Below are 12,635 nucleotides of genomic sequence, written 5' to 3'. Positions count from 1 at the left end.
ACGATTCACTCAAAATCTGCCGCCCTACTTAAATCAAGGCATGTTCCTGTAACGTATCCTGCATGACTTCACGCAAGGTTTTTTCCAGGTACACCGCAAGACTCGGATCACACACAACCTGATACGTCGGCTCATTGCCCTGGCCAGCGTCGTTGCTGCGCCCATGCAAAGGCAAAATGATGACCGACACACCGACCATGCTGGTCATAATCAAAGGTTGGCCGGTAATATCCCATGCCGCAAAATGAAAGCTGCACACTTGCGCCAATAAGACATGTGCCAGTGAACCACTGAGCTGTAACACCACATCATCACGACAGACTGGATACACGCCACCGCTGGCCACTTGCACACCCTTGCCCAGTAGACTTTGCAAGGTCTGGCTGGACTGGCGATTCACGTCATCAAAATAAAATTCGGTATAGGCCAGTCTGGCAATCACACCCTGCTCGCCAAATACACCATAGCAATTGGGCAAGGCGGGCACCGACACACCTTGATTCATAAGCCATTCGACCGAGCCCGCGCCCTTTAAACCAAAACAATGAACCGGCTTGATACTCAATGACAAGGACATCATGCAGCCTCCAATGTGTTGGTGGCGGTGAGGCTGGCTTCTTCCAATTTTTCACGCAATCCTTGTGGATCATAGAAGGGCGGCTTGGTGATCACCGCGCCAACCAGACGACCATCATCCAGACGAATCTGAAATACCTGACCGTCTTTGGCCAGTTGCGGCGCAATCAATGCCAGACCAATCACCTTACCCAATGACGGTGAATGACTGATGCTGGTAATGCGTCCGGCGATCTCACCCTGTTCAATAATCAAATGACAATCCTTGGGCATACCAGCACGCCCATCTTGCAAGACAAAACCTGCCAGCACTTGTTTGAGCACCTGCTTTTGCAATACTCGCAACGAGCGCTGTCCCACAAAAAAGGGCTTGTCCATGGCCAGCGCCCATTGCATATTGGCTTGATAGGGGTTGGTCAGACCATCGGTATCCATACCCACGATCAGATGGCCTTTTTCAAGCCGCAAGATACGCTGCGCCTCTACCCCAAATGGTTGAATGCCATAAGGTTTGCCCGCTTGCATCAACGCTTCCCAAATAGCCTGGCCATGGGTGTAAGGTACGTGGATTTCATAACCGATCTCACCCACAAAGCCCACGCGCATCAGGCGTGCTGACACGCCTTGCACGCTGGCTTCACGTACCGCCAGAAATGGAAAACCTGCATGTGATAGATCACAATCCGTCAATGTGGACAGCACTTTTCTTGACCAGGGTCCCGCCAGATTCATTGCCGCAAAATGCCCGGTCAAATTGACGATGCCGACATTGAGTCCCCACATGGTGTTGAGACGCGTCAATTCTCGATAGACAATCGCACTATTGGATGTGGTGGTGGTGAAGTAAAAATGATCGTCCGCCAGGCGAGCAATCACGCCATCGTCCATCAGCACACCCGAGTCATCCAGCAGCAAACCATAGCGAGTTCGGCCGGGCTTCATATTGGCAAACTTGCCGGTATAAACCCGCTCTAAAAATTGCGCAGCGTCCGGTCCATACAAGTCAATCTTGCCCAAGGTGCCCACATCAATCAGGCCGACCTTATTACGCACCGCATTGACTTCATCATGCACACAAGCCCATTTGCTTTTCCCGGACTGTTGATAAAACTCTGGACGCTGCCAGTTACCGGCACTCATCCACACCGCCTGTGCGGCATCATGCTGAGCACGCAATGGCGTGTCCCTTTCCACATGAAAGGAGCGTCCTGCCAGATGCCCCATCGGCACGGGATGAAACATGGGACGGGCCGTTGTACTACCCACTTGCTCAATCGGCTCATTGCGAATTTTGGCCAGCACTCGAATCGCATTCATATTGGCATGCTTGCCCTGCGATGGGCCCATACCGATGGTGGAGAAGCGCTTTAATAATTCAATATTGTCAAAACCTTCTTGCGCGGCGTTGTAAAAATCTTTGAGCTGCAGGTCTTCATCAAAATCGAGAAAGTTTTTATCTTTGGGATGAGCAATGATTGGGAAAGGATGGGAAGGCGCATTGTCACTGCCGATCAATCGTGCCACTGCTTGCGACTGCCCTGCCAAATAACCCACGATCATCTTGCCTGCGCGTTGACCATCCGCCATTCGGGATGCAATCCCATAAATGCCGTTGGCACGACCACAGGCCACCATACCTGTGGGCAACTTGTCTGGCACAAACTGCGAAAGCTGCTGGTCAAAGCGCATTTTGCAGCCTGCCTGGTAAAGTAATGGCAAGGCCGGTGCCCAGCCCACCGACATGATGACACCATCACAAGGAATGGTTTGAGTCTTTGTCTCTTGCCATTGCATATTGACATCAATTGGTGCAATCTTGACCGCAGCGACGCTGTCTTGTTGGCCCTTTAACGCTTCAACAATGGCATAACCCTTGTAATGCGTTATCTTTTCAAGACCGCTTAATCCATTTGGCAGACTGGCTTGTGCGCGCAGGTCAACAATCGCTTTAATGGTGATCCCGACATTTTGTAAGTCGGCAGCAGCTCGATAGGCATCGTCATTACCGGCCAATATCACCACCTCGCTAAATGGTTTAACCGCATAGGAACTGATCAATCGTTGTGCGGCGGATGCCAGCATAATGCCTGGCAGATCATTATGACGAAACACGGCAGGCTGTTCATACGCACCTGTTGCCACAATGAGCGCCTTGGCACGCAGCTTCACAATGAATTTGTCTGTGACAATGGGTAGCCAATGATCTGTGTAATAACCCGCCACATAGCTGGCCGAATAAATGCGAATGTTGGGATGACGTTTGACTTGCTCGATACTCTCTAGTAACACCTGCTTCAAGGTGGCATCCTGAGTCAATCCAAACAAGCCCATACCACCCAACTGCTGCTGCTCATCTATCAAAACCACTTGATGCCCCGCATTGGCCGCAGTCAATGCTGCCTGTAAGCCAGAAGGGCCGCCACCAATCACGGCGACATCAGCAAAATCATAGCGTTTGGCGGTCGGCAAATGTGGCGCATTGAAATCTACTTTACCCAAGCCGGTAAGATGGCGAAACATTTTTTCCCAGGTGGGAAACCACTTTCTGGAATGAAAGGCCTTGTAGTAAAACCCGACCGGTAGCAGTTTGGAAAACTTGTCCAACACGGCGGCTTTATCATGCAACAGACCACCAAAGGTGTTGGTTGCAGTCAAAATATCATTGGGCAAAACTGGCGTGATATCCCCACGCACATTGGGAATGGAGGCACGTGTTGTTTGCCGTTGCATCATGGCATTCACATCGTGATTGGCCATCGACAAAATACTACGTGGACGATGATATTTAAAGCTGTGGCCAATCACCTTGACACCATTCGCCAATAACGCCGAGGTAATGGTATCGCCTTCATATGCCTGATAAGTACGTCCTTCAAACTGAAACTGAAATGTCTTGGCGCGATTGATCCATTCGCCTGCCACTTGCTCAAGCCGACTCATGACTGCTTGCCCCAATCTGCATACAAAAAAGTGGAAAGGATGGCGTCCGTTGCGGTATTGCGCTGAGCAATGAACCAGACACCCGATGGACTGTGATACCACCATTCATGTTTGACTGCTGCCGAGCCTGATTTATTGAACACATAGTTGGCCCATTGTTCATCACTGGCTTGCTCCGGGTTGGGCATGTTTTTGAATTCACCCTGATAAATAAACTCGCTGACTGGTCGTGGTCCGTTGATGGGACAGATCATGATTTTCATAGTGACTCCTAATGACCGACCGAAGCCGCACCTTTTTCACCAGTCAATTGATATTGACTGAATCGATCCAGCGTAAAACCGGTAATCAGATCATGATTGCGATCATTGGCAACCGTATAGCTCATGGTTTTGCCGGCAACTGGCGTTGCCTTGAATCCCCAGGTTCCCCAACCGGCATCCAGATAAAAGCCCTCAACTGGCGTCTTGCCCATGATGGGCGCAAAGTCTGGCGTCATATCCGCCATACCAGCCCATTGACGGACAATTTTGACATCCGATAAAAAAGGAAACATGTCGAGCATATGACTGCACAAGCCCTCGACAAAATCGAGGGTTGAGCGTGTTGAATGCAATTCATAGGGATCCAATGCAGCCCCCATGACGAGTTCGCCTCTGGCGGTCTGGCTGACATAGACATGCAGCGAGCCTGAAACCAGAATGGCATCGAGCCAGGGCTTGACAGGCTCACTCACCATAGCTTGCAAAGGATGAATATAGATCGGGCTTTGCAGGCCAACCATATCCAAAATCCTCGGGGTCGATCCTGCCACTGCGCAAATGACTTTATTGGTAGCGATAAAGCCGCGATTGGTTTGCACGCCGACAACGCGACCACCCTCAACCTTGATGGATTGAACTTCTGTTTTTTGATGAATTTCGGCACCACGCATATCGGCACCGCGACCATATCCCCAGGCAACTGCATCGTGCCGTGCAATCGAGCCGGGCGCGTGATAAAGCGCCCCCATGATCGGCGCGTGACCAGCACATTCAATGTCCATTTGTGGGCAGGCACGATGGACGGCAGCAGCATCCACGACCTCACTATCCACACCATAATGCTTGTTGACCTCGGCACGCCAACGCATGGTACGCATGGCTGAGTCGGTATGTGCCAGGGTATAGTGGCCGCGATTTGAATAAAACAGATTGAGGTTGAAGTCTTGTGAGAGGTCTTGATATAGCTTGACACTCTCATCATAAAATTTAACACCTTCAGGTGTTAGATAATTGGATCGGATGATCGTTGTATTGCGGCCGGTATTGCCACCGCCGATATAACCTTTTTCCAATACAGCCACATTGGTGATGCCGTGATCGCGCCCTAAATAATAGGCGGAAGCCAGACCATGACCACCGGCACCGATGATGACAACATCATAGGACTGCTTCAATTTATCATGTTGTTTAAACATCCTTGGTTCAGGATGTGCTTTACTGAAGGCAAATTTAAGTAGTCCTATGGGCATGGCAATCGCTAACGGAACACAACGGTACGATGACCGTTAATAATGACACGGTCTTCGAGATGAGATTTCAAACCTCGTGCAAGTACCGCTTTCTCAACATCACGGCCATAGCGCACATAATCTTCTGCGGTATCACCGTGATCTACTCGTACGACATCCTGTTCAATGATGGGCCCTTGATCAAGTTCTTCGGTCACATAATGACAGGTTGCACCAATCAGTTTTACACCACGCTCAAAAGCCTGATGGTAGGGTTTGGCGCCAATAAATGAAGGTAGAAAGCTATGGTGAATATTAATAACTTTGCCTGGATACTTGCTGCACATTTCAGGTGACAGAATTTGCATGTAGCGCGCCAGCACAATCACATCGGCGGCAACTTCATCAATTCTCTGCATGACCTCGTTGTATGCCTGTATTTTGGTTTCTGGCATGACAGGAATATGGTGGTAAGGGATGCCATGCCATTCAACATAACTGCGTAGATCCGCATGATTGGAAATCACACACGGAATTTCAATATCAAACTCTTTGGCCTTCCAGCGATACAGTAGATCTACCAAACAATGGTCCTGCTTACTTACCAAGAGCACAACCCGTTTTTTCTGCAAAGAATCGACCAATTGCCAACTCATCTGAAACTGATCAGCAATCGCTTTGAACGAAGCACTGAACTCCTCCAAGCCTTGTTTCAGTGACTTACCCAAAATCACATTGCGCATGAAAAACTGACCCGAAGCAATATCCGAGTGATAGTTCGACTCAACAATCCAGCCTTGGCGCTCGGCAATGAATTGGCTAACAGCAGCAACAATCCCTACGCGATCAGGGCATGACAAAATCAAGGTAACGGTATGTTCGTTTTGCATTTTTCTTTACAGTGAAATGAAAAGGCTTTTATTATCCGCTACTAAGTTGGCTGATTTAATACATGTCATCGATTTCATTTCATGCATTGCTTAAATAAGTACTATGCTTTGGTAAAAGCAATTCCTGTTTCATGTGAAGCATCAATGTTTCTCATGATGAATATTTTATTCTTGCTTGTCAACACAATTTTTTATGAATGACGAAAAAAATAATCTCAGTACTCTGGATGCTCATTTAGGTTCGATGATTAAATCTCAACGGCTCAAGAATCATCTGACCATTTCGGATGTCGCTGAATTGGCCGATGTCAGCCGCGGTATGCTGTCCAAAATTGAAAATGGCCAAGTATCTTGTAGCCTCGACTCTTTGCAGCGAATTGCAAAAGCGCTCGGCATGAAACTTTCAACCTTGTTTAGCGAATTTGATGTACCGCAGAGTAAAGCTCAGCTGGTTAAAAAAGGGGAAGGAATGGAAGTGGTACGCAGAGGCACAAAGAAGGGCCATACTTACCATTTGCTAGCCTACGATCAAGGTCCAAAAAAGCTCTTTGAACCTTTTCTCATCAGCATGGATGATGAAAGTGAAGTGTTTCCGACATTTCAGCACGAGGGTACCGAGTTCATTCACATGCTACAGGGAAAGATCGAATACAGACACGGAGATCAGATTTATACATTGGAATCTGGTGATTCCCTCACCTTTGACGGCAATATTCCTCACGGCCCGGTTAAGTTGATCAAGATCCCTATCCGCTTCCTGTCAGTAACCTACTATGAACAAACTGTAGATAAATAGCTTCACCCCCGGAGCCGACTTATACAAAGTGAAAGGCAACATTCACTGGATATCGGAGAAGGGGAGCATGAAGGCGGAGGTAAGGCTATACGATCGTTTATTCAAAGTTGCGCAGCCGGATGGTGGCGGTCAGGACTTTCTGGCGCATCTCAATGAAGGCTCAAGGCGCATCATCCAAGCCTACCTGGAACCGAGTCTGAGCCAAGCGGTGGCAGAAACGCGCTACCAGTTTGAACGACACGGCTACTTTGTGGCCGACCGCATCGACTCAAAGCCAGGAAGCCCGGTTTTCAACCGCATCGTCACCCTCAAAGACAGCTGGGGGAAATAAACAACCCACCCCCTTTCAATCAGGCTTGCGCTACCTCACCAGCGTAGCGCAAAGCCCCTCATCAGCATCCAGCAAAAGTCCAATGCAAAAAGCCCTCACGGTGAGGTGAGGGCTTTTCAATAAGGAAGCCTGACGATGTCCTACTTTCACACAGGAATCTGCACTATCATCGGCGCTACGTCGTTTCACGGTCCTGTTCGGGATGGGAAGGGGTGGTTCCAACGCGCTATGGTCATCAGGCTAAGAAGGTTGACTGCTGCTTAGCGGGCAAGTCCAATTGGGAGTGTAGTAAATTTTACAGGTTGTGAGTATCACACTATGACACCAACTGATGAGGTGGTAATTTCGTTATAGGATCAAGCCTCACGGGCAATTAGTACTGGTTAGCTTAACGCATTACTGCGCTTCCACACCCAGCCTATCAACGTCCTGGTCTTGAACGACCCTTTAGGGAGATCGAGTCTCCGGGAAGTCTCATCTTGAGGCGAGTTTCCCGCTTAGATGCTTTCAGCGGTTATCTCTTCCGAACTTAGCTACCCGGCGATGCCACTGGCGTGACAACCGGTACACCAGAGGTTCGTCCACTCCGGTCCTCTCGTACTAGGAGCAGGCCCCCTCAAACTTCCAACGCCCACGGCAGATAGGGACCAAACTGTCTCACGACGTTTTAAACCCAGCTCACGTACCACTTTAAATGGCGAACAGCCATACCCTTGGGACCGGCTACAGCCCCAGGATGTGATGAGCCGACATCGAGGTGCCAAACACCGCCGTCGATATGAACTCTTGGGCGGTATCAGCCTGTTATCCCCGGCGTACCTTTTATCCGTTGAGCGATGGCCCTTCCATACAGAACCACCGGATCACTATGTCCTGCTTTCGCACCTGCTCGACTTGTCAGTCTCGCAGTTAAGCACGCTTTTGCCATTGCACTTTAGGCACGATGTCCGACCGTACCAAGCGTACCTTCGAACTCCTCCGTTACACTTTGGGAGGAGACCGCCCCAGTCAAACTGCCTACCATACACTGTCCCCAACCCGGATAACGGGCCAAGGTTAGAACCTCAAACAAACCAGGGTGGTATTTCAAGGTTGGCTCCATGAGAACTAGCGTCCCCACTTCAAAGCCTCCCACCTATCCTACACAGATCGGTTCAAAGTCCAATGTAAAGCTACAGTAAAGGTGCACGGGGTCTTTCCGTCTAGCCGCGGGTAGATTGCATCATCACAAACATTTCAACTTCGCTGAGTCTCGGGAGGAGACAGTGTGGCCATCGTTACGCCATTCGTGCAGGTCGGAACTTACCCGACAAGGAATTTCGCTACCTTAGGACCGTTATAGTTACGGCCGCCGTTTACCGGGACTTCAGTCAAGAGCTTGCACCCCATCATTTAATCTTCCGGCACCGGGCAGGCGTCACACCCTATACGTCCACTTTCGTGTTTGCAGAGTGCTGTGTTTTTATTAAACAGTCGCAGCCACCATTTTATTGCAACCCCTTCGAGCTCCGATCGCAAGGATCTTCACTCTACAAGGGCGTACCTTATCCCGAAGTTACGGTACCAATTTGCCGAGTTCCTTCTCCCGAGTTCTCTCAAGCGCCTTAGAATACTCATCTCGCCCACCTGTGTCGGTTTGCGGTACGGTCGTGTTAAGCTGAAGCTTAGTGGCTTTTCTTGGAAGCAGGGTATCAGTCACTTCAGCGGCAAGCCGCCTCGTCATCACGCCTCAGTTAAGCCCCCCGGATTTGCCTAAGGAGCACACCTACACGCTTAAACCGGGACATCCAACACCCGGCTGACCTAACCTTCTCCGTCCCCACATCGCACTTAACATCGGTACAGGAATATTAACCTGTTTTCCATCAGCTACGCTTCTCAGCCTCGCCTTAGGGGCCGACTCACCCTACGCCGATGAACGTTGCGTAGGAAACCTTGGGCTTACGGCGAGGGGGCTTTTCACCCCCTTTATCGCTACTCATGTCAGCATTCGCACTTCTGATACCTCCAGCATCCTTTACAAGACACCTTCACAGGCTTACAGAACGCTCTCCTACCATCACTAGAAATGAATCTAGGATCCGCAGCTTCGGTTATATGCTTAGCCCCGTTACATCTTCCGCGCAGGACGACTCGATCAGTGAGCTATTACGCTTTCTTTAAAGGATGGCTGCTTCTAAGCCAACCTCCTGACTGTTTTAGCCTTCCCACTTCGTTTTCCACTTAGCATATATTAGGGACCTTAGCTGGCGGTCTGGGTTGTTTCCCTCTTGACGTCGGACGTTAGCACCCGGCGTCTGTCTCCCAAGCTCGCACTCATCGGTATTCGGAGTTTGCAATGGTTTGGTAAGTCGCGATGACCCCCTAGCCATAACAGTGCTCTACCCCCGATGGTGATACTTGAGGCACTACCTAAATAGTTTTCGGAGAGAACCAGCTATTTCCGGATTTGTTTAGCCTTTCACCCCTACCCACAGCTCATCCCCTAACTTTTCAACGTTAGTGGGTTCGGGCCTCCAGTGCGTGTTACCGCACCTTCACCCTGGCCATGAGTAGATCATCCGGTTTCGGGTCTACACCCAGCAACTGAACGCCCTATTCGGACTCGGTTTCCCTGCGCCTCCCCTATTCGGTTAAGCTTGCTACTGAATGTAAGTCGCTGACCCATTATACAAAAGGTACGCCGTCACCCCTTACGAGGCTCCGACTGTTTGTATGCATACGGTTTCAGGATCTATTTCACTCCCCTCCCGGGGTTCTTTTCGCCTTTCCCTCACGGTACTGGTTCACTATCGGTCGATTACGAGTATTTAGCCTTGGAGGATGGTCCCCCCATGTTCAGACAGGATTTCACGTGTCCCGCCCTACTTGTCGCAAGCCTAGTTCCACACCGGTGTTTTCGCGTACGGGGCTATCACCCACTATGGCCGGACTTTCCATTCCGTTCCACTAACACTGATGCTAAATCTTGCAGGCTGTTCCAATTTCGCTCGCCACTACTTTCGGAATCTCGGTTGATTTCTTTTCCTCTGGCTACTTAGATGTTTCAGTTCACCAGGTTCGCTTCAACTTCCCTATGTATTCAGGAAGAGATGACCCAAAGGGCCGGGTTTCCCCATTCGGAAATCTGCGGATCAAAGTGTGTTTGCTCACTCCCCGCAGCTTATCGCAAGCTACAACGTCCTTCATCGCCTGTAATCGCCAAGGCATCCACCATATGCACTTATTCGCTTGACCCTATAACGAAATCGTCTCTTTCGAAACAACCCCATCATAAGTTTTGAGTGTCACGTTGTGCCGTATTCCTTTAGTTAAGTCTCTAAATCTTTGAGAACTACTTTAAAAAGAATAGGTTGATACAATCACAACCCGTGGTCAACAATGTCGCTTTCGCTCATCGTTAACACACATTTACTACTACTCCAAATTGTTAAAGAACATGCACAGCCTTTCTGACAGCAGTCAGATGTCAGCACTCATTAAGCACTGACATCTAACAACTATTCCCATCACCAAATAAATGGTGGAGGTTAACGGGATCGAACCGTTGACCCCCTGCTTGCAAAGCAGGTGCTCTCCCAGCTGAGCTAAACCCCCGTATTTCTCACGCACCCATTCACGGGACCGCTTGATTTACTATGGTGGGTCTGGTTGGTCTCGAACCAACGACCCCCGCCTTATCAAGACGGTGCTCTAACCAACTGAGCTACAGACCCATGGCTGTAACACTGAACTAACCGATAAGTGTGGACGCCTTACTTTCATGCTGACTCTAGAAAGGAGGTGATCCAGCCGCACCTTCCGATACGGCTACCTTGTTACGACTTCACCCCAGTCATGAATCCTACCGTGGTAATCGCCCTCCTTGCGGTTAGGCTAACTACTTCTGGTAAAACCCACTCCCATGGTGTGACGGGCGGTGTGTACAAGACCCGGGAACGTATTCACCGCGACATGCTGATCCGCGATTACTAGCGATTCCGACTTCATGCAGTCGAGTTGCAGACTGCAATCCGGACTACGATCGGTTTTCTGGGATTGGCTCCACCTCGCGGCTTGGCAACCCTCTGTACCGACCATTGTATGACGTGTGAAGCCCTACCCATAAGGGCCATGAGGACTTGACGTCATCCCCGCCTTCCTCCGGTTTGTCACCGGCAGTCCCAATAGAGTGCCCTTTCGTAGCAACTATTGGCAAGGGTTGCGCTCGTTGCGGGACTTAACCCAACATCTCACGACACGAGCTGACGACAGCCATGCAGCACCTGTGTCCACTTTCTCTTTCGAGCACCTAATGCATCTCTGCTTCGTTAGTGGCATGTCAAGGGTAGGTAAGGTTTTTCGCGTTGCATCGAATTAATCCACATCATCCACCGCTTGTGCGGGTCCCCGTCAATTCCTTTGAGTTTTAATCTTGCGACCGTACTCCCCAGGCGGTCTACTTCACGCGTTAGCTGCGTTACTAAGAGGTTACCCCCCCAACAACTAGTAGACATCGTTTAGGGCGTGGACTACCAGGGTATCTAATCCTGTTTGCTCCCCACGCTTTCGTGCATGAGCGTCAGTGTTATCCCAGGGGGCTGCCTTCGCCATCGGTATTCCTCCACATCTCTACGCATTTCACTGCTACACGTGGAATTCTACCCCCCTCTGACACACTCTAGCTATACAGTCACCAATGCAGTTCCCAGGTTGAGCCCGGGGATTTCACATCGGTCTTATATAACCGCCTGCGCACGCTTTACGCCCAGTAATTCCGATTAACGCTTGCACCCTACGTATTACCGCGGCTGCTGGCACGTAGTTAGCCGGTGCTTATTCTGCAGGTACCGTCATTAGTTCGCGGTATTAACGCAAACCGTTTCGTTCCTGCCAAAAGTGCTTTACAACCCGAAGGCCTTCTTCGCACACGCGGCATGGCTGGATCAGGGTTGCCCCCATTGTCCAAAATTCCCCACTGCTGCCTCCCGTAGGAGTCTGGGCCGTGTCTCAGTCCCAGTGTGGCTGGTCGTCCTCTCAGACCAGCTACAGATCGTCGCCTTGGTGAGCTTTTACCCCACCAACTAGCTAATCTGACATCGGCCGCTCCAATAGCGCGAGGTCTTGCGATCCCCCGCTTTCCTGCTCACAGCGTATGCGGTATTAGCTACGCTTTCGCGTAGTTATCCCCCACTACTGGGCACGTTCCGATGTATTACTCACCCGTTCGCCACTCGCCACCAGGATTGCTCCCGTGCTGCCGTTCGACTTGCATGTGTAAGGCATGCCGCCAGCGTTCAATCTGAGCCAGGATCAAACTCTTCAGTTTAATTCCTGTTTGTAGATGGTTAATCTACGTGAATCTCTTGCGAGATTCATTACTCACTCAAAATACTGACAGGTCTTTATTACTAAAAACCTTGTACATTACTTGGTGTGAGCGACTTTATTGACTTTAGTTGACCACTCTTGCGAGTGGCCGGCATTTCCATAAAGCGCCCACACTTATCGGCTGTTCAATTTTTAAAGATCGCTCGCTTGACTTGCTTTCGCTTCGTTTCGCGTCGCTGCATGTGCAGCAGAGAAACGAGATTATGGACACTTCTATTAAAACCGTCAAGCACTTTGTGA

Annotated in this window: 6 protein-coding genes, 2 tRNA genes, 3 rRNA genes and 1 pseudogene; 2 read left to right on the top strand and 10 right to left on the bottom strand. The window is 50.0% G+C overall.

All coding sequences use genetic code 11. The features are described 5' to 3' along the window. Positions 1–28 precede the first annotated feature (28 nt). The 5 genes from ACMYR3_RS00060 to purU form a co-directional block, all read right to left on the bottom strand. Positions 29–580 carry a hypothetical protein gene (locus ACMYR3_RS00060; protein ID WP_424193322.1) on the bottom strand — a complete coding sequence of 184 codons (552 nt, stop codon included), beginning with the start codon at positions 578–580 and terminating at the stop codon, positions 29–31. Next, positions 577–3,516: a 2Fe-2S iron-sulfur cluster-binding protein gene (locus ACMYR3_RS00055; RefSeq protein WP_424193320.1), complete on the bottom strand. Its 2,940-nt coding sequence runs from the start codon at positions 3,514–3,516 to the stop codon at positions 577–579. Before ACMYR3_RS00055 ends, ACMYR3_RS00060 begins: the two co-directional genes overlap by 4 nt. Further along, positions 3,513–3,779, bottom strand: coding sequence for a sarcosine oxidase subunit delta (locus ACMYR3_RS00050; protein WP_424193318.1), 267 nt, complete (start codon positions 3,777–3,779; stop codon positions 3,513–3,515). Before ACMYR3_RS00050 ends, ACMYR3_RS00055 begins: the two co-directional genes overlap by 4 nt. Before the next feature lie 8 nt (positions 3,780–3,787). Beyond that, positions 3,788–4,975, bottom strand: a complete 1,188-nt coding sequence (locus tag ACMYR3_RS00045; RefSeq protein WP_424193317.1) for an FAD-dependent oxidoreductase — start codon at positions 4,973–4,975, stop codon at positions 3,788–3,790. A 62-nt stretch (positions 4,976–5,037) separates the two neighbouring features. After that, the gene (gene purU / locus ACMYR3_RS00040) at positions 5,038–5,898 is read right to left on the bottom strand and encodes a formyltetrahydrofolate deformylase (protein ID WP_424193315.1); all 861 of its coding nucleotides are present in this window, start codon (positions 5,896–5,898) and stop codon (positions 5,038–5,040) included. Positions 5,899–6,091: 193 nt separating this feature from the next. Here purU and ACMYR3_RS00035 point away from each other — a divergent pair, with 193 nt between their 5' ends. Beyond that, positions 6,092–6,694: a helix-turn-helix domain-containing protein gene (locus ACMYR3_RS00035; RefSeq protein ID WP_424193313.1), complete on the top strand. Its 603-nt coding sequence runs from the start codon at positions 6,092–6,094 to the stop codon at positions 6,692–6,694. After that, positions 6,693–7,025: pseudogene (locus tag ACMYR3_RS00030) on the top strand (glutamine--tRNA ligase); the annotation flags it as partial. The gene ACMYR3_RS00035 and the pseudogene ACMYR3_RS00030, both read left to right, overlap by 2 nt. 127 nt (positions 7,026–7,152) lie before the next feature. On the opposite strand, the gene rrf reads toward ACMYR3_RS00030, so the two are convergent. From rrf to ACMYR3_RS00005, 5 genes are all read right to left on the bottom strand, one after another. Beyond that, positions 7,153–7,265 (bottom strand): 5S ribosomal RNA (gene rrf / locus ACMYR3_RS00025). A gap of 112 nt (positions 7,266–7,377) precedes the next feature. After that, a 23S ribosomal RNA gene (locus ACMYR3_RS00020) occupies positions 7,378–10,262 on the bottom strand. A 284-nt stretch (positions 10,263–10,546) separates the two neighbouring features. Beyond that, positions 10,547–10,622 (bottom strand) — tRNA-Ala (locus ACMYR3_RS00015). Between the two features lie 42 nt (positions 10,623–10,664). Next, positions 10,665–10,741, bottom strand: a tRNA-Ile gene (locus ACMYR3_RS00010). A gap of 60 nt (positions 10,742–10,801) precedes the next feature. Beyond that, positions 10,802–12,333, bottom strand: a 16S ribosomal RNA gene (locus ACMYR3_RS00005). The 16S, 23S and 5S rRNA genes sit together here with 2 tRNA genes alongside, the layout of an rRNA operon. Positions 12,334–12,635 lie beyond the last annotated feature (302 nt).

It is taken from the genome of Ampullimonas aquatilis, from assembly GCF_049675895.1.
In the GTDB taxonomy this organism is placed as follows: domain Bacteria; phylum Pseudomonadota; class Gammaproteobacteria; order Burkholderiales; family Burkholderiaceae_D; genus Ampullimonas; species Ampullimonas aquatilis.
The sequence above is the reverse complement of the archived record's forward strand: the minus strand, read 5'-3'. Positions and strand labels throughout refer to the sequence as shown.

Bases quoted from the DNA above. Each gene is read 5' to 3' on its own strand.
- ACMYR3_RS00060 (WP_424193322.1), bottom strand. From the start codon at position 580: ATGATGTCCTTGTCATTGAGTATCAAGCCGGTTCATTGTTTTGGTTTA.
- ACMYR3_RS00055 (WP_424193320.1), bottom strand. From the start codon at position 3,516: ATGAGTCGGCTTGAGCAAGTGGCAGGCGAATGGATCAATCGCGCCAAG.
- ACMYR3_RS00050 (WP_424193318.1), bottom strand. From the start codon at position 3,779: ATGAAAATCATGATCTGTCCCATCAACGGACCACGACCAGTCAGCGAG.
- ACMYR3_RS00045 (WP_424193317.1), bottom strand. From the start codon at position 4,975: ATGTTTAAACAACATGATAAATTGAAGCAGTCCTATGATGTTGTCATC.
- purU (WP_424193315.1), bottom strand. From the start codon at position 5,898: ATGCAAAACGAACATACCGTTACCTTGATTTTGTCATGCCCTGATCGC.
- ACMYR3_RS00035 (WP_424193313.1), top strand. From the start codon at position 6,092: ATGAATGACGAAAAAAATAATCTCAGTACTCTGGATGCTCATTTAGGT.